At 72.5% G+C, this 21060-nt stretch carries 21 protein-coding genes; 8 read left to right on the top strand and 13 right to left on the bottom strand.

Features of this window, described 5'->3' with window-relative positions; translation table 11 throughout:
• Nucleotides 1-32: 32 nt before the first annotated feature.
• Nucleotides 33-575, bottom strand: a complete 543-nt coding sequence (locus tag ACFQVC_RS27855; RefSeq protein ID WP_381835636.1) for an Lrp/AsnC family transcriptional regulator — start codon at nucleotides 573-575, stop codon at nucleotides 33-35.
• Nucleotides 576-634: 59 nt separating this feature from the next.
• On the opposite strand from ACFQVC_RS27855, the gene ACFQVC_RS27850 reads away from it, so the two are divergent.
• A complete protein-coding gene (locus tag ACFQVC_RS27850) occupies nucleotides 635-1948 on the top strand; it encodes a trans-sulfuration enzyme family protein (RefSeq protein WP_381835634.1) in 1314 nt (437 codons plus the stop codon).
• Here ACFQVC_RS27850 and ACFQVC_RS27845 read toward each other — a convergent pair.
• Nucleotides 1915-3309, bottom strand: coding sequence for a GNAT family N-acetyltransferase (locus tag ACFQVC_RS27845; protein WP_381835632.1), 1395 nt, complete (start codon nucleotides 3307-3309; stop codon nucleotides 1915-1917). The genes ACFQVC_RS27850 and ACFQVC_RS27845 overlap by 34 nt on opposite strands.
• A 175-nt stretch (nucleotides 3310-3484) precedes the next feature.
• The gene (locus ACFQVC_RS27840) at nucleotides 3485-5080 is read right to left on the bottom strand and encodes an alkaline phosphatase D family protein (protein WP_381835630.1); all 1596 of its coding nucleotides are present in this window, start codon (nucleotides 5078-5080) and stop codon (nucleotides 3485-3487) included.
• 234 nt (nucleotides 5081-5314) lie between these two features.
• Here ACFQVC_RS27840 and ACFQVC_RS27835 point away from each other — a divergent pair, with 234 nt between their 5' ends.
• Nucleotides 5315-5725, top strand: coding sequence for a VOC family protein (locus ACFQVC_RS27835; RefSeq protein ID WP_381835628.1), 411 nt, complete (start codon nucleotides 5315-5317; stop codon nucleotides 5723-5725).
• Here the strand turns inward: ACFQVC_RS27835 and ACFQVC_RS27830 are convergent.
• The 3 genes from ACFQVC_RS27830 to ACFQVC_RS27820 form a co-directional block, all read right to left on the bottom strand.
• Nucleotides 5683-5937, bottom strand: coding sequence for a hypothetical protein (locus ACFQVC_RS27830; protein WP_381835626.1), 255 nt, complete (start codon nucleotides 5935-5937; stop codon nucleotides 5683-5685). The genes ACFQVC_RS27835 and ACFQVC_RS27830 overlap by 43 nt on opposite strands.
• A gap of 60 nt (nucleotides 5938-5997) precedes the next feature.
• Nucleotides 5998-6177: a hypothetical protein gene (locus tag ACFQVC_RS27825; RefSeq protein WP_381835624.1), complete on the bottom strand. Its 180-nt coding sequence runs from the start codon at nucleotides 6175-6177 to the stop codon at nucleotides 5998-6000.
• Nucleotides 6178-6390: 213 nt separating this feature from the next.
• The gene (locus ACFQVC_RS27820; protein ID WP_381835622.1) at nucleotides 6391-7221 is read right to left on the bottom strand and encodes an alpha/beta fold hydrolase; all 831 of its coding nucleotides are present in this window, start codon (nucleotides 7219-7221) and stop codon (nucleotides 6391-6393) included.
• Nucleotides 7222-7502: 281 nt separating this feature from the next.
• Here ACFQVC_RS27820 and ACFQVC_RS27815 point away from each other — a divergent pair, with 281 nt between their 5' ends.
• Together ACFQVC_RS27815 and ACFQVC_RS27810 are read left to right on the top strand one after the other, a co-directional pair.
• Nucleotides 7503-8384: an RNA polymerase sigma-70 factor gene (locus ACFQVC_RS27815; protein WP_381835620.1), complete on the top strand. Its 882-nt coding sequence runs from the start codon at nucleotides 7503-7505 to the stop codon at nucleotides 8382-8384.
• Between the two features lie 354 nt (nucleotides 8385-8738).
• Nucleotides 8739-9497 carry a GntR family transcriptional regulator gene (locus tag ACFQVC_RS27810; protein ID WP_381835618.1) on the top strand — a complete coding sequence of 253 codons (759 nt, stop codon included), beginning with the start codon at nucleotides 8739-8741 and terminating at the stop codon, nucleotides 9495-9497.
• Between the two features lie 113 nt (nucleotides 9498-9610).
• Here the strand turns inward: ACFQVC_RS27810 and ACFQVC_RS27805 are convergent, their stop codons facing one another.
• A complete protein-coding gene (locus tag ACFQVC_RS27805; protein ID WP_381835616.1) occupies nucleotides 9611-10768 on the bottom strand; it encodes an ROK family transcriptional regulator in 1158 nt (385 codons plus the stop codon).
• 380 nt (nucleotides 10769-11148) lie between these two features.
• On the opposite strand from ACFQVC_RS27805, the gene ACFQVC_RS27800 reads away from it, so the two are divergent.
• Together ACFQVC_RS27800 and ACFQVC_RS27795 are read left to right on the top strand one after the other, a co-directional pair.
• Nucleotides 11149-11577: a hypothetical protein gene (locus ACFQVC_RS27800; RefSeq protein WP_381835614.1), complete on the top strand. Its 429-nt coding sequence runs from the start codon at nucleotides 11149-11151 to the stop codon at nucleotides 11575-11577.
• An 87-nt stretch (nucleotides 11578-11664) separates the two neighbouring features.
• Nucleotides 11665-12450 (top strand): SAM-dependent methyltransferase, encoded by a 786-nt coding sequence (locus ACFQVC_RS27795; protein ID WP_381835612.1) that lies wholly within the window; start codon nucleotides 11665-11667, stop codon nucleotides 12448-12450.
• A 13-nt stretch (nucleotides 12451-12463) separates the two neighbouring features.
• On the opposite strand, the gene mug is transcribed toward ACFQVC_RS27795, so the two are convergent.
• From mug to ACFQVC_RS27780, 3 genes are all read right to left on the bottom strand, one after another.
• Complete coding sequence (mug, locus tag ACFQVC_RS27790; RefSeq protein WP_381835610.1) at nucleotides 12464-12955, bottom strand: G/U mismatch-specific DNA glycosylase; 492 nt, start codon at nucleotides 12953-12955, stop codon at nucleotides 12464-12466.
• A 65-nt stretch (nucleotides 12956-13020) separates the two neighbouring features.
• Complete coding sequence (purB, locus tag ACFQVC_RS27785; protein WP_381835608.1) at nucleotides 13021-14454, bottom strand: adenylosuccinate lyase; 1434 nt, start codon at nucleotides 14452-14454, stop codon at nucleotides 13021-13023.
• Between the two features lie 59 nt (nucleotides 14455-14513).
• Entirely contained in the window at nucleotides 14514-15398 is an 885-nt protein-coding gene (locus ACFQVC_RS27780) for an SGNH/GDSL hydrolase family protein (protein ID WP_381835606.1), read from the bottom strand.
• 173 nt (nucleotides 15399-15571) lie between these two features.
• Here ACFQVC_RS27780 and ACFQVC_RS27775 point away from each other — a divergent pair, with 173 nt between their 5' ends.
• Together ACFQVC_RS27775 and ACFQVC_RS27770 are read left to right on the top strand one after the other, a co-directional pair.
• The gene (locus ACFQVC_RS27775) at nucleotides 15572-15799 is read left to right on the top strand and encodes a holin (RefSeq protein ID WP_381835604.1); all 228 of its coding nucleotides are present in this window, start codon (nucleotides 15572-15574) and stop codon (nucleotides 15797-15799) included.
• 270 nt (nucleotides 15800-16069) lie between these two features.
• Nucleotides 16070-16552 (top strand): VOC family protein, encoded by a 483-nt coding sequence (locus tag ACFQVC_RS27770; protein ID WP_381835602.1) that lies wholly within the window; start codon nucleotides 16070-16072, stop codon nucleotides 16550-16552.
• A gap of 88 nt (nucleotides 16553-16640) precedes the next feature.
• On the opposite strand, the gene abc-f is transcribed toward ACFQVC_RS27770, so the two are convergent.
• The 3 genes from abc-f to ACFQVC_RS27755 all read right to left on the bottom strand — a co-directional run bounded on the left by abc-f (nucleotide 16641) and on the right by ACFQVC_RS27755 (nucleotide 20860).
• A complete protein-coding gene (abc-f, locus tag ACFQVC_RS27765) occupies nucleotides 16641-18275 on the bottom strand; it encodes a ribosomal protection-like ABC-F family protein (RefSeq protein WP_381835600.1) in 1635 nt (544 codons plus the stop codon).
• A 147-nt stretch (nucleotides 18276-18422) separates the two neighbouring features.
• Nucleotides 18423-19436 (bottom strand): hemolysin family protein, encoded by a 1014-nt coding sequence (locus ACFQVC_RS27760; RefSeq protein ID WP_381835598.1) that lies wholly within the window; start codon nucleotides 19434-19436, stop codon nucleotides 18423-18425.
• Nucleotides 19433-20860 carry a hemolysin family protein gene (locus ACFQVC_RS27755; protein WP_381835596.1) on the bottom strand — a complete coding sequence of 476 codons (1428 nt, stop codon included), beginning with the start codon at nucleotides 20858-20860 and terminating at the stop codon, nucleotides 19433-19435. The genes ACFQVC_RS27760 and ACFQVC_RS27755 overlap by 4 nt, the downstream gene beginning before the upstream one ends.
• Between the last annotated feature and the right edge of the window lie 200 nt (nucleotides 20861-21060).

Raw genomic sequence — 21060 nt, 5'->3', positions numbered from 1 at the left:
GCGCACATCCTCGTACGGCCAGGTGTGTGCCGTCACTCGGTTCTGCTGTCGGCAGCGGGCCCTGCGTCGGTGCCGCCGGTGCCGACGGTGCCCGCGGTGCCGGTGTGCGGCGGCAGCAGGGGGCCGCAGTCCCACTGCTGGAAGATCAACCGGGTCTCCACCCGGGCCACTTCGCGCCGCGAGGTGAACTCGTCGAGGACGAGCCGCTGCAGATCCGCCGTGTCCGCCACGGCCACATGCACCAGATAGTCGTCGGGCCCGGTGAGATGGAACAGGGAGAGCGACTCGGGCAGCGCCCTGATCCGCTCCACGAACGGGCCGACCAGCTCCCGGCGGTGCGGTCTGACCTGCACCGAGAGCAGCGCCTGCAGACCGCGCCCGAGCCGCGCCGCGTCCAGCTGCAGCCGATGGCCGACGATCACCCCGGAGCGGCGCAGCCTGGCCACCCGGTCGAGGCAGGTCGACGCGGCCACACCGACCTGGGCGGCGAGATCGCGGTACGTGGTCCGGGCGTCGTTCTGCAGAAGGCGCAGAATGTGTAGATCGATCGGGTCCAGTACGACGGATTCGGCCATCGGCCGAACGTAGCACGGGACTTCACCGCTGCCTTCCGCTGTGCGTTCAGTCTCTGACCATGGACTCGACCAGGGACTTCCACCGGGACGCCGCCACCCCCGCGGACCGGGACCTCGACGGATTCGGCCAGGCGCGGACCACCGCGCGCCGGGCCCTGACCACCGAAGCCGTGCACGCCGGCCGCGAGGACCTCGCCGGGCTCGGCCTGCACGCCCCGCCGCTCGATCTTTCCACCACCTACCCGTCGTACGACAGCCGTGGTGAGGCGGCCCGTATCGACGCCTTCGCCGCCACCGGCGCGCTCGATGACGGCCCGCCCGTGTACGCGCGGCTCGCCAACCCCACCGTCGGCCGCTTCGAGACGGCCCTGGCCCGTCTGGAGGGCACCGAGAGCGCCGTCGCCTTCGCCAGCGGCATGGCCGCGCTGACGGCGGTTCTTCTCGTACGCGCCGCTCAGGGGCTGCGGCACGTGGTGGCCGTCCGGCCGTTGTACGGCTGCAGCGACCATCTGCTCACCGCGGGACTTCTGGGCTCGGAGGTCACCTGGGTCGATCCGGCCGGCATCGCGGACGCGATCCGGGCCGACACGGGGCTGGTGCTCGTGGAGTCCCCGGCCAATCCGACCCTGGCCGAGCTCGATCTGCGGGCCGTGGCGCATGCCTGCGGTGAGGTGCCGCTGCTCGTCGACAACACGTTCGCGACCCCCGTGCTGCAGCGCCCGGCGGAGAGCGGCGCCCGGCTCGTGCTGCACAGCGCCACGAAGTACCTGGGCGGGCACGGCGATGTGCTCGGCGGTGTGGTGGCCTGTGACGAGGAGCTGGCGCGCGGTCTGCGGCAGGTGCGGTTCGCGACCGGCGGGGTGCTGCACCCGCTCGCCGGCTATCTGCTGCTGCGCGGTCTGTCCACGCTGCCGGTGCGGATGCGGGCGGCCTCGGCGACGGCCGCGGACCTCGCGGGCCGGCTCGCCGCCGACCCGCGGGTGGCGCGGGTGCACTATCCGAGGCTCGGGGGAGCGATGGTCGCCTTCGAGGTGACCGGCGACCCGCACGAGGTGATCGCCGGGGTCCGGCTGATCACCCCGGCGGTCAGCCTCGGCAGCGTGGACTCGCTGATCCAGCACCCGGCGTCCATCAGCCATCGCATCGTGGACGCCGGGGACCGCAGGTCGGCCGGGGTGAGCGACCGGCTCCTGCGGATGTCGGTCGGCCTGGAGGACGCCGATGACCTGTGGGCCGACCTGGACGGTGCGCTCGGGGCGAGCGCCGAGTCCGGGACTGGGGCCGGGACTGCGTCCGAGTCCGGGTCCGGGGCCGGGTCCCGAGAAGGGGTACGGGCCGGTTACGGCCGCGGCTCCGTCCCGGCCCGGTCGTAGGGCAGGTTCGACTGGACCGGGGTGGCGTCCAGGCGGGCGGTGATGACGAGGGTGCCCTCCTCGATCTGGTAGTCCAGAGGCAGGCCGAGGCCGCGCATCGCGGCGACCATGCCGGTGTTGGAGGCCTGCGTCACCGCGTACACGCTCTCGCAGCCCGCCTCGATCGCCAGGCCGACCAGGCGGCCGAGCAGTTCGCCGCCGATGCCGCGGCGCTGCCAGTCGTCCTCGACGAGCAGCGCCACCTCGGTCTCGTCGCCGTCCCACAGCAGATGTCCGAGCGCGACCAGGCGCCCGGACGGCGCCTGCACCGCGAGGGTGCGGCCGAAGCGCGGGCTGAGCAGATGGTTGAGATAGCGGTCGGCGTCGCCGACGGGGCCGTGATAGCGCAGGCCGAGCGTGCGCTTGGAGCAGCGCTCGTGCATCGCCTTGGCGGCTTCCAGGTCGTCGGTGTCGGCCCGCCGCACGGAGATGTCGGGGCCCTCGGGCAGCGTCATGACGTCCTGGCTGCGCGGGATACGCGGTCCGAGCCGGGCGTCGAGCTCGACCAGGGCGCGGGCCCGTGCGAACTCGGTCGGCGTGAACGGCAGATACGGCCGCTCCACCGTGATCGCCCCGCCGGCCGGGTCGCGCAGCCGCATCAGGGTGCCGTCGAGCACGCCCTCGACGGGTGCCTCCGCGGACTTGGCGCGGGCGGCTGCCGGGATCGAGCGGATGGTGCAGCGCCCGAGCAACTGGCGCAGGGCGAGCGGGAGTTCGGCCGCGTCGAGGGCGGTGCGGGTGGCGAGGTTGAGCATCCGTGTCGGGGCGTCCACCAGGTCGTGGGCGTCGGCCCGCTCGATCCAGGTGCCGCTGCCGCCGGCCGCGGCGACGGCCCGGGTCAGCTCCGATGCCGCGAGCTGCTCGGGGCCGCGCAGCAGGAACTCGTCGACGGTGCCCTCGCCCAGCGGGTGGGTCTGCAGGCTCAGGATGTCGACGTGCCGGGTGGCGAGCGCCGTGCACAGGGCCGCGAGCGAGCCCGGCTCGTCCCGCACGGTCGTGCGCATCCGCCACAGGGTGGTGGGCCCGGCGGGGCGCTGCCGCTCGGGCTTGCCGGTGGTCCCCGCGTTCTGCGGGGTGCCGGTATCAGCGGTCGGAGGGGCGTGCCCGTGCCGTCGTGACCACCAGGTGTGGAACCCGGCGGTGGCGACGAGGGCCACCGCGGAGGCGATCAGGGCGATCGGCCCGTCCGGCCCGTGGACGACGGTCTTCGCGATGGTGTCGGCCACGGCCACGGCCGTGAACAGGGCGGCGAGTTCGACCACGTCCCGCCGCCAGTGGTGATGGGTGCGGCGGGCGCGCTTCGCGGATGTCACATCAGTCATGTCTGCACTCTGGACCATCGGTGTTGCGTGATCACGAACGCTTTGTGACTGATCGGTTAAGAGGGCTTCTGTCCTTTTTGCGGTTCTTTTGCCTTGCGGTTACGGCGAAGGGGTGTCTGTTCGCGGCGAGAGGGTGTCGGTTTTACGGGGAGGTGTGTCCCGCGCGGGGGTCCGCTCACTGCCCGACGCGGCCGGGCTGCAGCACCTTCGTGTAGAGCACTTCGCCGCCCTCCTGGCGCAGCCGCACCGTCAACTCGCCGCTGCCGCCGTCGATCTCGACCTCTCCGAAGTACGGCGGCACCTCGGCCGGCGAGACATTCGCGCGGGCCGGCGCCTTGACGAAGGTCTGCTCGGGCCCGAACGTGCCGTCCAGCTTCAGCGCGGGGAAGCCGCCCGCGGCCAGCGGCCCGGACACGAACTCCCAGAACGGCGCGAAGTCCTGGAACGCGGCGCGCGAGGGGTCGTAGTGCTGCGCCGAGGTGTAGTGCACATCGGCGGTCAGCCACAGGGTGCCGGTGACCTTGCGGTGCTTGATGTGCCTCAGGAGCTCCGCGATCTGCAGTTCACGGCCGAGCGGGGCTCCCGGGTCGCCCTGCGCGACGGCCTCGAAGTTCTCCTTGCCGTCCGGCACCACCAGGCCGAGCGGCATATCGGAGGCGATCACCTTCCACACGGCCCGTGAGCGCGACAACTCCTTCTTGAGCCAGGCGAGTTGCTCGGCGCCGAGGATGCCGACGGTGTCCTCGCCCTGCCGGCCGGGGGAGTTGGCGTTGCGGTAGGTGCGCATGTCGAGCACGAAGACATCGAGCAGCGGGCCGTGCCGCAGGACGCGATAGACCCGGCCCTCCTTGTCGCCGGAGGGCAGCTCGCCGGAGGGCAGCGTCGAGACCGGGAAGTACTCGCCGAACGCCCGCAGCGAACGGGCCGCGAGCACGTCGACGTCCTTCTCCGTGTAGCGCGGGTCGTCGAGGATCTGTCCCGGGTACCAGTTGTTGCGTACCTCGTGGTCGTCCCACTGCGTGATCGACGGCACCTGCGCGTTGAAGCGGCGCAGGTTCTCGTCGAGGAGGTTGTAGCGGAAGTTCCCGCGGAACTCCCCGAGGGTCTCGGCGACCTTGGCCTTCTCCTCGGTCGTGACATTGCGCCACACCCGCCCGTCGGGGAGCGTGACGCTCGGCTGGATCGGGCCGTCCGCGTAGATGGTGTCGCCGCTGCACAGGAAGAAGTCCGGGTCCAGACGGCGCATCTCGTCGAAGACGCGATAGCCGCCGCGGTCGGGGTTGATGCCCCAGCCCTGGCCCGCGATATCACCGGACCACAGGAACCGGACGCCTTCGCTTCGCTTCACCGGCGGCGTACGGAACGTCCCCATGACCGCCTCGCCGGTACGCCGCGGATCGTCCGGATCGGCGAGCCGTACCCGGTAGTGCACCTGCTCGCCCGGCGGCAGGCCGTGCAGCCGTGTCGTACCCGTGAAGTCGGTACCGGGGCCGAGCAGCGGCCCGCGCCACCGGACGGGGTTGCGGAACGACTCCGTGGCCGAGGTCTCCACGATCATCCGGGCCGGCCGGTCCGAGCGCACCCACACGAGCCCCGAGTGCGCCGAGATGTCACCGGCCTGCACACCCCACGCCGCCCGCGGCCGCCCGGACAGCGACTGTGCGGGGGCCGCGCCGCCGATCGCGGGCAGCGCGAGCGCGGCCGAGGCCGCGACCGTGCCGCGCAGCACGGAACGGCGGGCGGGGGAGCTGCTCGGCTGGACTTCCGGCATCGCTGCGCCTCCTGGAGTGATCGGACGATCGACGGTGCAGGCACCGTACTAGGTCCACGGTCGCAGGTCTGTGGTCGCGGGTGACGGGACCATGAACCGATGGCCACAAGATCGTGGCCTACCTACGGTGGAGGGGCTGGGGCAACCGGTGCCGAACCGTCAATTCCCCGGCGCATCACACTACTTGTGTCCATGCATCCGCGTTCACGCACATTCATGGCGAAGGGGAATCCCATGACCTCGCTCAGCCGTAGCCACATCCGTCTCGCCCGTCCCTCCCGCGATCTGGCCGCGGCGGAACGCTTCTGGGTGGGCGGGCTCGGGCTCGCCGTCGTCTACCGCGCCGAGGGCGGGAGCGAACCCGGTGAGCACGATCTGCTGATGGTCGGCTGGCGCGACGCGGACTGGCATCTGGAACTCGTCCATGAGGCGGCGGCACCCGTCGAGCCGCGCCCCACGGAAGAGGACCTTCTCGTGCTCTACCTCGACGGTCCCGTGCCGGGCGAGCTGGTGGCCCGGCTCGAAGAGCACGGCGGCAAGCGCGTCGTCTCGCCGAATCCTTACTGGAACGAATGGGGCGTCACCGTCGAGGACCCCGACGGCTACCGGCTGGTGCTGTGCACGCGCGCGTGGTCCAACTCCTGAGCGTGCGCGCGGAGGTCATACGCCTTCGCGCGGAGGCGGGGAGTTCTCGCGGTCAGGCCCGGGGCGCCGCACTCCACGATGATCCCGCCGACGAAGACCCCGATGCCCGCGGCGGCCCACACGACCAGGGCCGCGTGGGCGATACGGGCGTCGGCCCAGGTGTCCACCCAGGCCACGGCCATCAGTCCGGCCAGTCCGAGAAGCCCGCACACGCGCGCGTGGATGCGGCCCCTGCCGCCCCGGGGGCTGTCCGCGGGCGCTTCGGGCATGGCTCAGGCGGCCCGGCGGTTCTCGCCGCGGACCGCCGCCGCCCACTCCACCACGAGGTGCTCATAGGCGACCCGCTCGTCCGCGGACAGGCGTCCGCGGGTGCGCACCCAGAGTGCGCGGATGTCCGCGTTGACCGACGCCGCGGAGCGCGGGGGCCTACGGGAAGGAGGGGTGCTGGCCATGCCTGCCAGCGTACGGTGCGGCGCCGTCAGGCCGGCGTAAGTGGGGACGGCTCGGGCAAGTGGGGCAACTGTTGTATTTGAGGGATGATTTGGCGACGTATCGAACCCCTGTGAGCTGCGCTTCAGGGAGGTTGGCGTGAGCCGATTCACAATCGCGCCATCCGCGCGGGGGGCGTCGCCGCCGCCCGCACGGCGCGCGGGCGGCCCGTCGGCTCAGCGGCTGGTGTCGAGGATCACGCGGGCCACGAGGGCGGGGTCGTCGTTCATCGGGACGTGCCCGCAGCCCGGCAGGCGTACGAGCCGGGCGCCGGGGATCGTGTGCTTGGCCCGGATCCCCTGCCGGCGCAGCAGCAGCCGGTCGTGGGCGCCCCAGGCCACGGTGACCGGGAGCCCCGGCACGTCGTCACGGAACAGCGCCTCACGTCCGGCGGCGAGCGTCTGGAGGAAGCCGGTGGCGTTCCGCAGGGCCAGCGTCTCCTCGACGACGGCCTCGGGCGAACGGCGCCCGGGGTGCGCGTAGATGGTGCTCGTGAGGGCCCAACGGCCCGCCACGGAGCGCGAGAGCCGTTCGATCACGGGCAGCGGCAGGCTCTTGGCCCCCTGCCGCATGCCGAGCAGTACGGCGAAGGCGTAACGCCGCTCCGCCTCCGTCCAGAAGCCGCCGGGCGAGAGTGCCGTCACCGAGCGCACGCGCTTCTCGCGCCCCAGCTCCAGGGCGAGAAGGCCGCCCAGGGAGTTGCCCGCGACGTGCGGCGTCTCTATGCCGAGTTCCTCGCAGAGCGCGCCCAGGGCGGCCACCACGGTCGGCAGGTCGTACGCCGCGCCGTCCGGCAGTGCGGGCGACTCACCGAAGCCCGGCAGGTCCACGGCGATCACGTCGTGTTCGGCGGCCAGGATGTCGAACACCGGGTCCCAGGCCTGCCGGTGGTGGCCGATGCCGTGCAGCAGGAGCAGCGGCTCGCCGGTTCCCGCGCGCCGGTACGCGACGGTCGCCGGCCGGGGGCCGTGCGGTGTGTCGATGCTGAAGGAGGCGGTGGCGGACATGCTGCTCCTCGTCGTGGGCGACGCTCCGGCGGGCTGTCGGACGACAGCCTCGTAGACACCTTGTCAGCAACAATTACCGCTCGGTAGGCCCCAGTTCAAGACCCTCACTGCCGCTGCTGTGGGACTTTCGTGTGGGTTCCGTACGGCGCACGCGCGCGTGCCCGCGCAGTCGGCTGCCTTCGGCCGGCAGTCGGCTGTCCGCGGCCGACGGTCGGCTGCTGCGGCCGGCGGTCGGCTGTCTTCTGCTGGACAGTGCGGGCGCCGCGGCCTTGGATGGGACCGTGGCCACGGAAACCGCAACAGAACTCTTCGAAGAGCACCGCCCCGTCCTGATGGGCGTCGCCTACCGCATGCTGGGCCGCGTCGCCGACGCCGAGGACATCGTGCAGGAGGCCTGGCTGCGCTGGTCGGCCTCCGGCCGGGAGGAAGTCAGGGAGCCGCGCGCCTACTTGGTGCGGATCACCACCCGGCTCGCCATCGACCGGCTCCGCCAGGTGCAGTCGCGGCGCGAGGCGTACGTCGGCCCCTGGCTGCCCGAGCCGCTGGAGACGGACTTCGGGCCCACCGCGCCCGACACCGCGGAACAGGCCGTGCTCGCGGACTCCGTGTCGATGGCCGTCCTGGTGGTCCTCGAATCCCTCTCGCCCCTGGAGCGGGCGGTGTTCGTGCTGCGCGAGGCCTTCGGCTTCCCCTTCGCCGAGATCGCCGCCACCCTCGAACGCAGCGAGGCGGCCGTACGCCAGCTCGCGGGCCGGGCCCGCAAACACGTCGACGAGGGCAGGCCGCGTTTCGACGTCGACCCCGTCGAGCGCCGTGACCTGACCGAGCGGTTCCTGGCCGCCGCGGCGAACGGTGACCTCGACAGCCTGATGGCCGTGCTCGCACCCGATGTGCGGCTCGTGGGCGACAGCGGCGGCAAGTCCCGCGCACCGCTGCGCGTCCTCGAAACCGCCGACAAGGTGGGGCGCTTCCTCTTCGGTGTGGCCCAGAAGCCCATCCCGGACGTGGAGTTCCGCTTCGTCGAGGTCAACGGCGGCCCCGCGGTGCTGACGCTCTCGGGCGGCAAACCGGACAACGTCCTCCAGCTGGACGTGGTCGACGGGCGCATTGAGCGCGTATATATCGTGCGGAACCCGGACAAGTTGGTTTCGTTCGTCGCCTGATTGGTCGCCTGATTGGTCGCCTGATTGCCACCTGGTCGGCCACCTGATTTGCGGCCCGAGCGGTCGTCTTCGGTATCCCCGAGCGGCCGTCTTCGGTATCCACGGGCAGGGGCCCTCGCCTGACGCAGGCGAGGGCCCCTCGTCGTTTCACGAACGCGGTGCTACGCGCGCGTGCCCCCGTACGAACAGCGCGTGAACGCTCTCCGGTATCGCGCGACCGCGCTGTGTAACGGACGGAGGATTGGTCTTGACCAAGGGTGGGGGCGCGCCTATCGTCGCGTAGATAGTGCAGGAACCTTTAATAAACAAGGGCACGTAATAGGCCGCCGGGACACGGCGATTGCGGAGGACAGGGTGGGGACCACGCAGCTCGAAACGGTGCCGGAGCCTAAGTACTGGCACCTCAAGACCGTGCTCGCCGAGGCGCTCGACTCCGAGTTCGCCGTGGGCGAGATCCTGCCGAACGAACGTGAGCTCGCCGCCCGCTTCGGCGTGGCCAGGGCGACCCTGCGTCAGGCGCTCGAGCAGCTCGAACTGGAAGGCCGCCTGCAGCGGCGCCGTGGCGTCGGCACCACCGTCGCACCGCCGCGCATGGGGGTGTCCGTCTCGCCGCTGCACACCTGGCCCGGCGCCGCCGGTGACGACTGGGAGCCCGCGGACTGCGCGCCGGGCGTGCCGCCCGCGGCGGTGGCAAGCCTGCTCGGCACCGAGGCCGAAGAGCCGGTGCACACCGTGCGCCGCTCCCGGGTCAGCGGCGGACAGCCCGTCGCCGCCGAGCTGTTGTACGTCCCTGAGGACTCGGTGCCGGACCTGTCCGCCATCGACGCCCCCGCCGGCCCGGCACGCGCGCGTGCCGTCCTGCGCGAGCTGCAGCGCCTCGGCCTCGAAGGTGAGGACCGGGCGGTGGAGCTGGGTTCGGCGCGCGCGGAGGACGCCAAGCAGCTCGACCGGCTGCCGGGTGCACCCGTACTCGTCGTCACCACGCGGTACTTCGCGTTCGGCCGTACCGCCGCGGTGTCCGTCGCCACCTACCGCGCCGACACCTGCCGGCTCACCTTCGGCGACTCCGGTGACGTGGAGATCCACCACGGCCAGGAACGCCAGGCGTCCTGACCGCCCCTGCCTCAACTCGCTTGTCCTGAACTCCCGTGTCACGGGCGTGCGGTGAGCGGCTCGCCCCCGCAGGCGGGCCTCACCGCTAGGCGTGCCTCACTGTTGGGCGGGCCTCACCGTCGGGCCGTGACGGTTCCCTCCACGGCGAAGAGCTGCTCCTCGACGTGGTCGAGGGCGAGGCGCAGGGCGCCGGTGGCGATGGCTGCTTCGCCGAGGGCGGAGAGTGCCACCCGGGGCGGGCGGAGACAGTAGCGGGCCAGCTCGCGGCGCAGGGGTTCCAGTACGCCGTCGAGGCCCGCGGCCCAGCCGCCCACCACGACCAGCTCCGGGTCCAGGGCAAGGACCAGGGCCGCCACGTCGTGCACCAGTCGCTGGATGAACCGCTCGACCGCCGCGGCCGCACCCTCGTCGCCCTCACGAGCATGCGCGAAGACCTCGGTCACGGCCTGCTCGTCCAGCGGATGCAGCGGCTCGCCGGTGGTCGAGAGCAGCGACTCGGGAGTCACCTCGCGGCCGAGCAGATGCAGCGCGCCGATCTCGCCCGCCGCCCCGCCGAAGCCCCGGTGCAGCCGCCCGCCGATCAGCGAACCGGCGCCCGGACTGAGCCCGGCGAGTACGAACACCACGTCGTCGGACTCGGCCGCCGCGCCCTTCCAGTGCTCGGCCACCGCCGCCGTGTTGGCGTCGTTCTCGACAAGGACCGGGCACTTGAAGGACCGCCGCAGCCGTTCGCCGAGCGGCAGTCCCGTCCAGCCGGGCAGGGCCGTGCCGAGCCGGACCGTGCCGTCGGCCTCCACGATGCCGGGGCTTCCCACGCCGACGGCGCGCAGCGAGTCACGGGCGATCCCCGCGCGCCGCAGCAGATCCGCGACGGTGAGCCGCAGCCGCTCCAGGCGTTCGTCCGCGGAGGCCGCCTCGTCCACCGCACGCTCGCCGGTCCCCAGGACCCGGCCGTCCAGGTCGGACAGGACCGCCGCCACCCGGTGCGCGCCGATCTCCAGGCCGAGCAGATGCCCCGCCTCCGCCCGGAAACGGAACCTCCGCGCGGGGCGCCCCTGGCGTCGTGCCACCCCTTCCTCGGCCGCGACCTCCACGACGAGGCCGGCGTCGATGAGTCCCTCGATGACGCCTTCGACCGTGGGCCGGGACAGTCCCGTCACCCGGGTGATCTCGGTGAGCGTCGCGAAGTCCGCGCCGCGCAGTGCGTGCAGCACCACCGCGGAGTTGATCCGCCGCAGCAGAGAGGGATCCCCGCCGGTCAACCGCCCCAACGTCGTCCTCCCAGGTAGCCGCGCATGATGGCCGGATCGTACTCGCCGGTCCCGGCGCACGGCGAGTGCCGGGCACCGCCCAGGAGTGACGGAATCCGGATGTGTACGTGCGAGAGGCCGGACGGGACCGTGCGGGAGGCCGGACGGAGCCGTGCGGGAGGCCGGGGGATGTGCGCATACGGACCGCGCGGGGCGCGGGGGCGCCAGGCCGCGCCCCACGCATGCCACCACGGTCGCCCGCCGCGCACCCCGGCTTCCCGAACCCGGCACGACCCGAACCCGGCGCGCCACACGTGCAGCGACTCGGCGAACCTCCCCAGGTGGGGCGGGTGTTGTCCGACACTCGCCCCATTGTCAGTGCCTGCCGGTTTACTTGAGGCATGAGTACGGCACAGCACCTGCGCGCCATCGACCTGCTGTGCTCCCGGGACCTGCGCGCGGAGCACCGCGGGTCGCATCTGCGCGGGCCCGGATTCGAGCTGACCGAGCTGCTGCGCACCACGTTCGACGACGGCGGGATGGGGGAGTACGACACGGTCGCGGAGCAGTACGAGGCCGAGCGGGACGCACTGCTCGCACCGCTGGGTGCCAAGTGGGGCGAGACGCACGAGATCGGTCTGCAGGGCTGGCAGCTGCGCGGCGGCCTGGGGGACGAGATACCCGAGCCGTGGCACAGGCTGAGCGGGCTCGCCGAGTCGCTGCACGTGTGGCGCGCCGGTGACCGCTGGCTCGCCCTCGGCATCACCTATCACGACGGGCCTGCACTGCTCCGTTTGGTCGCCGCCGCCACGGACATCGACCCGCCGTAGCGGGCGCCCGCCGCGCCCCGGTGCGAACTCCCGTGCCACCATAGGCGCTTGGGGATCTTGGACGAGCGGCGGCACGAAGGAGCAGGCGTGAGCGAGCACAGCGGTCACACGGCACACAATGCCCGGGTCTGGAACTACTGGCTGGGCGGCAAGGACCACTACGCCGTGGACCAGCAGGTCGGCGACCAGGTCACGTCGATGTACCCCAGCATCGGCCAGGTGGCCCGCGCGGACCGCGAGTTCCTCGGCCGTGCCGTACGCCATCTCGCGGGCGAGGCGGGCATCCGCCAGTTCCTCGACATCGGCACCGGCCTGCCCACCGCCGAGAACACCCATGAGGTGGCCCAGCGCATCGCCCCCGACGCCCGCGTCGTGTACGTCGACAACGACCCGATCGTCCTCGCCCACGCCCGTGCCCTGCTCACCAGCTCCCCCGAGGGCGCCACCAGTTATATCGACGCCGACGCACACGACCCCGACGCGATCCTGCGCAGCGCCGCCGACATCCTGGACTTCGAGCGCCCCGTCGCGGTGATGCTGCTCGGCATCCTCAATTTCATCCTGGACACCGAGGAGGCCACGGCCATCGTCCGTCGCCTGGTCGACGCGGTGCCGTCCGGCAGCTATCTGGTGCTCACCCACCCCACCCTGGAGCTCGGCGGCGAAGGCAACACGGAGGCGATGGCCTTCTGGAACGCGAACGCCAAGCCGCCGATCACCGCCCGCACCGGCGCGGAGATCGCTGCGTTCTTCGACGGCCTCGACCTGATCCCGCCGGGCCTCGTCTCCTGCTCCCGCTGGCGCGCGGACGCCACACCGGGCCATGAGTCCTTGCAGGTGGCGCAGTTCGGAGGGGTCGCGCGCAAGCCGTGAGGCCGGCCCGGCCTCAGTCGCCGGACGCCGCCTCCCGCAGCCTGGCGTACTCCTGCGCCATCGTCTCCAGCGTCCAATGCGCGTTCAGGCCGCTGGGGTTGGGCAGCACCCACACCCGGCTGCCGCCGATCGTGCGCTCCTGCGCTCCGATGCGGGCCGTACGGTCGTCGAACGCCGCGCGGTAGGCGGTGACGCCGACGACCGCCAGCCAGTCGGGGCGCAGCCGTGCCACCTTCTCGGTGAGCAGCCGGCCGCCCTCGCGGTATTCGTCGGGCGTGAGCTCATCGGCGCGGGCCGTGGCCCTGGCCACCACGTTCGTGATGCCGAGGCCGTACGTCAGCAACTCCTCCTGGTCCGCGGGCGGCAGCTGCCGCGGGGTGAACCCGGAGCGGTGCAGAACCGGCCAGAAGCGATTGCCGGGGCGGGCGAAGTGATGGCCGGTCGCCGCCGTCATCAGGCCCGGGTTGATTCCGCAGAACAGCACACGAAGGCCGCCCGCCACCACATCGGGAACGATGCGGTCGCGAGCGGCCTCGAGCTCGGCCGGTGTGAACCGGGCGCGCCGTGTCGTCAGAGGATCGCCCCCGGCGTGTATCCGGCGGCCTCCGGGTGCTGCTTGACGATCTCCTCGATCCGCGCCACGACCGCCGCGACCTGGTCACCGGCGGCGCCCGTGAAGGACAGCTTGTCGGCCATCAGGGCGTCCAGCTCCGCCCGGTCGAGCGGAATCCGCTCGTCCGCGGCGAGCTTGTCGAGGAGTTCGTTGCGCTCGGCGCCCTGCTCGCGCATGGCGAGGGCGGAGGCGACCGCGTTCTCCTTGATGGCCTCGTGCGCCACCTCGCGGCCCACGCCGCCGCGCACCGCGCCCATCAGGACCTTGGTGGTGGCGAGGAACGGCAGATAGCGGTCCAGCTCGCGGGCGACGACCGCCGGGAAGGCACCGAACTCGTCGAGCACGGTCAGGAAGGTCTCGAGCAGGCCGTCGAGCGCGAAGAACGCGTCGGGCAGGGCGACCCGGCGCACCACCGAGCAGGAGACATCGCCCTCGTTCCACTGGTCGCCGGCCAGCTCGCCGGTCATCGACGCATAGCCGCGCAGGATGACCATGAGGCCGTTGACGCGCTCGCAGGAGCGGGTGTTCATCTTGTGCGGCATCGCCGAAGAGCCGACCTGGCCGGGCTTGAAGCCCTCGGTGACCAGCTCGTGCCCGGCCATGAGACGGATCGTCTTGGCGAGCGAGGAGGGCGCGGCGGCCACCTGCACCAGGGAGGTGACGACCTCGTAGTCGAGCGAGCGCGGGTAGACCTGGCCGACGGACGTGAAGGCCTGGGCGAACCCGAGGTGACCGGCGATGCGCTGCTCGAGGTCCGCGAGCTTGGCCGCGTCGCCGCCGAGCAGGTCGAGCATGTCCTGTGCCGTGCCCACCGGGCCCTTGATGCCGCGCAGCGGGTAGCGGGCGAGCAGCTCTTCGAGGCGGCCGTACGCCACGAGCAGCTCGTCGGCGGCGGTCGCGAAACGCTTGCCGAGCGTGGTGGCCTGCGCCGCCACGTTGTGCGAGCGGCCCGCCATCACCAGCTCGCCGTACTCCCCGGACAGCTTGCCGAGGCGGGCGAGGACGGCGACCGTGCGGTCCCGCATCAGCTCCAGGGAGCGGCGGACCTGCAGCTGCTCCACGTTCTCCGTGAGGTCGCGGGAGGTCATGCCCTTGTGCACGTGCTCGTGCCCGGCGAGGGCGTTGAACTCCTCGATCCGCGCCTTCACGTCGTGCCGCGTGACCTTCTCGCGGTCGGCGATGGAGACCAGGTCGACCTGGTCGAGTACGCGCTCGTAGTCGGCGAGGGCGGCGTCCGGCACCTCGATCCCGAGGTCCTTCTGGGCGCGCAGCACGGCGAGCCACAGCTGGCGCTCCAGCTTCACCTTCTGCTCGGGGGACCACAGGGCGGCGAGCTCGACGGAGGCGTAGCGGCCGGCCAGGACGTTCGGGATACGGGGCTTAGCAGTCACAGTCGGCCAGTCTACTGGTGCTTTCTGCAGGCCAGCGCCCCTGTCCGGTTCGTCGGAAGCTACGACAGAGCGTCCTGGTCGGGGCGCTGTGCGGGCTGCGGCGCGGGCTCCTCGTCCAGCCTGCGCCACCCGGTGACCGGCCCGGCCCCTGCGCCCTCCGCCGGCGTGATCCAGAAGGCCCGGCCGTCCGCCGTGCTGAACTGCGCACCGCTGCGCCCGTCGCCGGAGGAGCGGCCGGTGAGCCGGCGCCCGATCCACGGCACGAGGTGCTCCCGTGCGAAGCGTGCGTCGGCGATACGCCGGGCCGCGAAGCCGGGCCGTACCGCGGGCGGCAGCACGGTCCGCCAGTCGTCCTCGGGCTCGTAGCCGAGGCTCTGCCACACCGCCTCCGCGACCCGGCGGTGGCCGTCGGCCGTCAGATGCAGCCGGTCCACGTCCCACATCCGCTGATCGCCGAGCACCTCGGCGCCGTACAGGTCGACGACGACGGCGCCGTGCCGCGCCGCCAGTTCGTCGACGTGCCCGAAGAGCTCCTCCATGCGCGGCCGGAACCGTTCGAGCACCGGGCCTCGGCGCCCCGGGCTGCGCATCAGGACCAGCTGCTTGCAGGACGGGGCGAGCCGCTCCACCGCCTCCGTGAGCAGCGCCCGCACGCGGCCCATGTCGCACTTGGGGCGCAGTGTGTCGTTGAGCCCGCCGACCAGGGTCACCACATCGGCGCGGAGCGCCGCGGCGGGCGCCACCTGCTCCTCGACGATCTGGCCGATGAGCTTGCCGCGCACCGCGAGATTGGCGTACCGGAAGCCCGGCTGCACCCCGGCCATCCGGGCCGCGAGGAGATCGGCCCAGCCGCGGTAGGAGCCGTCGGGCAGCCGGTCCGACATGCCCTCGGTGAAGGAGTCGCCGACCGCGACAAGACTGGTGTACGTGGCATTCATCTGCATGGCGTCAGAGATGCTAACCGCACCGCGCGGCCGCCGCCGGGGGAGGTGTCGCATCGGCCCGCGCCCCGCACGTTTCCCCCGGTCCCTGGGCAAGTCGCCGGTGGCGCGGTATGCCGGGAGCAAGCCTGCACATGTACGGATGTGCCGCGGGTGTCCGGGAGAGGGGACTGGCCATGTGGAACGCCGCATTCTGGAAGGACACCGCCGAGCGCGCGGTGCGGACCTTCGCACAGGCACTGGTCGCCGTGCTCACCGCGGGGGCGACCAACCTGCTCGACGTCGACTGGGCCGCCGCCCTCTCGACCGCCGGGATGGCGACGGTGCTCGCGGTGCTCACGGCGATCGGCCTCGGCACCCGCAGGCCCGCGCCGGAGAAGGGGGCCGAGGCCGCGGGGACGTGACGTAGGGGGATGCGCTGGTGGGCGTGACCCGGCGTGACCCGGCGTGACCTGGCGTGACCTGGCGTGACCGGGGGGCGTGGGGGATGTCCCGGGACCGCTGCCGGGGCGTAGGACGCTGATCTGCCCGTGACGCTCCCGGGGGCCTGCCCGTGACGCTCCCGGGGGGCTGCCCGTGACGCTCCCGGGGAGCCCGCCTGGGACACCCCGCGGGACCTGCCCGAGACACCCCCGGGGCGAGGCGCCGTGGGATGGCGGTGGCATGCTGCACCGATGACCGCCTTCTATCACGTGTGCTTCGTCGTGCCCGAACTCGAACCGGCCATGAGGGACTTCAGCGCCGCCGCGGGCGTCGAGTGGCGGACGCCGCGCAGCAATGTCCTGGGCGACTGGGAGTACCGGCTCACGTTCACCACCGGCGGCGCCCCCTTCATCGAGCTGATCGAGGGCCCGCCGGGCAGCCCATGGGACGCGACGGATGGGCCGCGCTTCGACCACCTGGGCTTCTGGACGACCTCCCTGGAAGCCGGTGCCGCACGCCTCGAACGGCACGGCATGCCCGAGGAGTTCAGCGCCTGCCCGTACGGCCGGGCCTTCGCGTATCACCGTATGGACTCGATCGGCGCCCGCGTCGAACTCCTCGACCTGGCCCTGCAGCCGGGCTTCCTGGACACCTGGAACCCCGGAGGCGCGGCCATGCCCGCCATCGACGAGGAGACCTTCGGCGTGCCGCAGAGGGGCGCGGGGCCGAGTTGATGTGCGGCTCCGCCGCGATGGGGGCTCCGCTCAGTGGCCAGCCCAGCCCAGCCCAGCCCAGCCCAGGGCCGGTCCGAACCCGGCGGCACTACCCCTGCGGTCGCCCCGCGACCAGATGCAGCCGCTCCCCGGTGAAGCGCTCGCGCAGTCTGCGGTCGTGGGAGACGACGACCAGCGTTCCCGCGTACGCCGCGAGTGCCTGCTCCAGTTCCTCGACGAGCGCGGGGGAGAGGTGGTTCGTCGGCTCGTCGAGGAGCAGCAGGTCCGCGGGGCGTGTGACCAGGCGGGCCAGGGCGAGACGGCGCCGCTGGCCCACCGAGAGCCCCTTCACCGGCACCGCCAGATCCTCCTCGCGGAACAGGCCGAGGGCGAGCAGCGTCTGCGCGGGATCGTCGGGCGGCTCGCCGGGCCCGGCCGCGAAGGCGTCGAGCAACGAGAGCTCAGAGGCCGCCTCGTCGTAGCGCACCTCCTGCGCCAAGTGGCCGATACGGGCCGGCAGTTGGGCCTCGCCGCGGTCCGGGGCGAGCTCACCGGCGAGTACCCCGAGGAGCGTGGACTTGCCCGCGCCGTTGCGGCCGGTCACCAACAGCCTTGCCCCCGGCTCCAGTTCGAGCCGCGGAACGTCGAGCCGGCTGCCGATCGCGATCTGAGTCAGGGAGACGGGCCGCAGGAAGGGATGGTCGCCGCCGCCGACCTCGGCGGTGAAGCGCAGCGGGTCGGGCGGCCTCGGCACCGGCTCGGCGCGCAGTCTGCGCAGGCGTTCACGGGCGTTGCGGACGGTCCCGGAGATCTGGCCCTCGACCGAGCGCTGATGGCCGGCGAAGCGGGGGTTGGTGCTCATCCGCCAGCCGGCGGAGAGCCGGTCGGAGCCGGCCTCGGCGATCCCCTCCTGGCGCCGCACCTCGTCGCTCCATTCCCGGTAGCGCTGCTCCCAGCGGAGCCGGGCGGCGGTGCGCTGCGCGAGATAGCCGTGCCAGCCGCCGCCGTAGCGGGCCACGGTGTGCCGGTCGCCGTCGACCTCCACGATGGCGTCGGCGATCCGGTCGAGGAAGACCCGGTCGTGGGTGACGGCGACGACGGTGCCGCGATGGGCCCGCAGCCGCTGCTCCAGCCAGTCGAGGGCCGCGGCGTCCAGGTGGTTGGTCGGCTCGTCCAGGAGCAGCAGTTCGGGAGCGGCGGCGAGTACGCAGGCCAGGGACAGGCGCGCCGCCTCGCCGCCGGAGAGTGAGCCGAGGGTGCGCTCGCGCCCCAGGTGCGGGACGCCGAGCCCGTGCAGGGCCGCCTCCAGGCGGGCGTCGGCGCGGTAGCCGTCGCGGGCCTCGAAGGCGGCCACCAGGTCGCCGTACGCGGTGAGTTCGGAGGGTGAGGCGGAACCGAGCGACTCCTCGGCGGCGCGGATCCGCCGTTCCAGGTCGCGCAGTTCGGCGAGCGCGTCGTCGACGGCGTCCTGCACGGTGGCGTGCGGCGGCAGGGCCAGGGTCTGCGGCAGATAGCCCGTGCCGCCGTCCGCGGCCACGGCCACCTCGCCCTCTGCGGGCACCGCCACCGCACCGCCGGCGGGTACGGCACGGCCGGCGATCAGGCGCAGGAGCGTGGACTTGCCGGAGCCGTTCTCGCCGATGACGCCGACGTTCTCACCCGGGGGTACGGAGAGCGAGACCCGCTGGAGCACCGGCCGGTCGGGATAGCCGAACGACACGTCGCGCAGCACCAGTTGACTCATCGTGCTCCCCTCACGTTCCGGTACGCCGCACCGGATGGGCCAGGCGCGCCGGACGGGCCAGGTACGCCGGACGGACCGGACGCGCCGGACGGGCCAGGTACGCCGGACGGACCGGACGCGCCGGACGGGCCAGGCGCGCCCGACGGTTTATACAGGCTGTCCGAACAGCTCCCGCAGCACGTCCTCCATGGTGACAAGGCCCGCCAGCCTGCCGTCCTGGCCGAGCACCGCCGCCACATGGGTACGGCTGCGGCGCATCGCGGTCAGGACGTCGTCGAGCGGTGTGGCCTCGCGCACCCGGGCGATCGGCCGCATCTCCCGTACCTGGAAGGGCAGATCGCGCGGAGTGGCGTCGAGGGCGTCCTTGACGTGCAGATAGCCCACGATGCGCCGGCTCTGGTCGACCACGGGGAAGCGGGAGAAGCCGGAGCGCGCCGACAGCTGCTCCAGCTGCTCGGGGGTGACGCCGATCTCCGCGTACACCACGCTCTCCAGCGGCAGCACCACGTCCTTGACGGGGCGGCGGCCCAGTTCGAGCGCGTCGTGCAGGCGCTCCTGCGCGCGGTCGTCGATCAGGCCCGCGTCGCCGGAGTCCTTGACGAGGCGGGCGAGTTGATCGTCCGAGAACGTCGCCTCCACCTCGTCCTTGGGCTCCACCTTGAGCAGCCTGAGCAGGGCGTTGGCGAAGGCGTTGATCGTGAAGATCACCGGGCGCAGGGCCCGGGTCAGGGCGACGAGCGGCGGGCCGAGCATCAGCGCGCTGCGCACCGGCTCCGCGAGCGCGATGTTCTTCGGGATCATCTCGCCGAGCAGCATGTGCAGATACGTCGCCACGGCCAGGGCGATGACGAACGAGATCGGGTGGATCAGGCCGTGCGGCACGCCGACCGCGTCGAAGAGGGGCTCGAGCAGATGCGCGAAGGCGGGCTCGGCGACGATACCGAGCACCAGGGTGCACAGGGTGATGCCGAGCTGGGCCGCCGCCATCAGGTGCGACACATGCTCTAGGCCCCACATGACGCTGCGGGCCCGCCGGTCGTCCGCCTCGGCGTGCGGCTCGATCTGGCTGCGGCGCACCGAGATGAGCGCGAACTCGGCGCCCACGAAGAAGGCGTTGACGACCAGCGTCGCCAGGCCGATGACCAGCTGGACCGCGATCATCGCCGTTCCTCCTTGTGAGCGGTCTTGCGAGGGGTCTTGTGTGCGGTCCTGTGTGCGGCCTTGTCAGTGGTGTCCTGGCCGGTCTTGTGGCCGGATTCCTGGGAGGCGCCCTCCGCGGCCGTGGCGGGTGCGTGAAGCAGCACGCGGGCCGCCCGGCGTCCGGCTGCGTCCACGACGTCCAGGAGCCAGCCGTCGACGACGACGGTGTCGCCGATGGCGGGGATCCGGCCGAGCTCGGTGGCGACCAGGCCGGCGAGTGTCTCGTACGGACCGTCGGGGGCGCGCAGGCCGATCTTCGCCAGCTGGTCGGTCCGGGCGGCGCCGTCCGCCGAGTACAGCCGTCGGCCGTCCTCGTCCTCGCCCGCGCGGGCCAGGTCGGGAGTCTCGTGCGGGTCGTGCTCGTCGCGTACCTCGCCGACGACCTCCTCGACGATGTCCTCCAGGGTGGCGACCCCCGCCGTGCCGCCGTACTCGTCGATGACCACGGCCATGGTGCGCTTGCCGGAGAGACGGTCGAGGAGCCGGTCCACGGTGAGCGTCTCGGGCACGAGCAGCGGCTCGCGCATCAGCTCGGCGACCGGATGGCGGGCCCTGCGCTCGGCGGCCACGGCCAGGACGTCCTTGATGTGGGCGACGCCCACGACCGAGTCCAGGTTGCCGCGGTAGACGGGGAAGCGGGACAGACCGGTGGCGCGGGTCGCGGAGGCCACGTCCTCGGCGGTGGCCTGCACGTCGAGGGCCATCACCTGCACGCGCGGCGTCATCACGTTCTCCGCGGTCAGGTCGGCGAGGTTCAGGGTGCGTACGAACAGCTCCGCGGTGTCGGCCTCGAGGGCGCCCTCCTTGGCGGAGTGCCGGGCGAGTGCGGCCAGTTCCTGCGGGCCGCGCGCGGAGGCGAGCTCCTCGGCGGGTTCGAGGCCGAAGCGGCGCACCGAGCGGTTCGCGGTGTTGTTCAGATGGGTGATCAGCGGCTTGAAGGCGGCGCTGAACCAGCGCTGTGCCGTGGCCACTCGCTTGGCGACGGCCAGCGGCGAGGAGATCGCCCAGTTCTTCGGCACGAGCTCGCCGACCACCATCAGGACGACGGTGGAGAGGACCGTGCCGAGCATCAGGGCGACGCTCTCGGCGGCGCCCTTGGACAGGCCGATGTCGTCGAGCGGCCCGGAGAGCAGCTTGCCGATGGACGGCTTGGCGAGCATGCCGATGACCAGACCGGTCACGGTGATGCCGAGCTGGGCGCCGGAAAGCTGGAAGGTGAGGACGCGCACCGCCTTCAGGGCGCTGTCGGCGCCCCGCTCGCCGTCGGCGGCGGCCCGCTCCAGGCTGCTGCGCTCGACGGTGGTGAGCGAGAACTCCGCCGCGACGAACACACCGCAGGCCAGGGTGAGCAGCAGCGCCAGGCCCAGCAGAAGCAGTTCGGTCATCGGGTCACCTCGGTCCCATGATCGGCCAGAGGCGGGGCGAATGCGCGATGTCGGCTACTGGGAGGCTCGCCCATGGGCGGACGCTCACACCTTTCGTTGAGGTTCGTCGGCGTATGCCGTGTGGTTCGTCGGCGCGTATGCCGTGCAGCTCGTCGGCGTACGTACGCCGTGATGCGGAGCCTCCATGGTAAAGGACCGGC

Source organism: Streptomyces monticola (genome assembly GCF_042665355.1).
GTDB lineage: Bacteria > Actinomycetota > Actinomycetes > Streptomycetales > Streptomycetaceae > Streptomyces > Streptomyces monticola.
The sequence above is the reverse complement of the archived record's forward strand: the minus strand, read 5'-3'. Positions and strand labels throughout refer to the sequence as shown.

Bases quoted from the DNA above. Each gene is read 5' to 3' on its own strand.
- ACFQVC_RS27855 (WP_381835636.1), bottom strand. From the start codon at position 575: ATGGCCGAATCCGTCGTACTGGACCCGATCGATCTACACATTCTGCGC.
- ACFQVC_RS27850 (WP_381835634.1), top strand. From the start codon at position 635: ATGGACTCGACCAGGGACTTCCACCGGGACGCCGCCACCCCCGCGGAC.
- ACFQVC_RS27770 (WP_381835602.1), top strand. From the start codon at position 16,070: ATGACCGCCTTCTATCACGTGTGCTTCGTCGTGCCCGAACTCGAACCG.
- ACFQVC_RS27775 (WP_381835604.1), top strand. From the start codon at position 15,572: ATGTGGAACGCCGCATTCTGGAAGGACACCGCCGAGCGCGCGGTGCGG.
- ACFQVC_RS27835 (WP_381835628.1), top strand. From the start codon at position 5,315: ATGACCTCGCTCAGCCGTAGCCACATCCGTCTCGCCCGTCCCTCCCGC.
- ACFQVC_RS27760 (WP_381835598.1), bottom strand. From the start codon at position 19,436: ATGATCGCGGTCCAGCTGGTCATCGGCCTGGCGACGCTGGTCGTCAAC.
- ACFQVC_RS27825 (WP_381835624.1), bottom strand. From the start codon at position 6,177: ATGGCCAGCACCCCTCCTTCCCGTAGGCCCCCGCGCTCCGCGGCGTCG.
- ACFQVC_RS27840 (WP_381835630.1), bottom strand. From the start codon at position 5,080: ATGCCGGAAGTCCAGCCGAGCAGCTCCCCCGCCCGCCGTTCCGTGCTG.
- ACFQVC_RS27820 (WP_381835622.1), bottom strand. From the start codon at position 7,221: ATGTCCGCCACCGCCTCCTTCAGCATCGACACACCGCACGGCCCCCGG.
- ACFQVC_RS27845 (WP_381835632.1), bottom strand. From the start codon at position 3,309: ATGACTGATGTGACATCCGCGAAGCGCGCCCGCCGCACCCATCACCAC.
- ACFQVC_RS27780 (WP_381835606.1), bottom strand. From the start codon at position 15,398: ATGCAGATGAATGCCACGTACACCAGTCTTGTCGCGGTCGGCGACTCC.
- ACFQVC_RS27800 (WP_381835614.1), top strand. From the start codon at position 11,149: ATGAGTACGGCACAGCACCTGCGCGCCATCGACCTGCTGTGCTCCCGG.
- ACFQVC_RS27755 (WP_381835596.1), bottom strand. From the start codon at position 20,860: ATGACCGAACTGCTTCTGCTGGGCCTGGCGCTGCTGCTCACCCTGGCC.
- abc-f (WP_381835600.1), bottom strand. From the start codon at position 18,275: ATGAGTCAACTGGTGCTGCGCGACGTGTCGTTCGGCTATCCCGACCGG.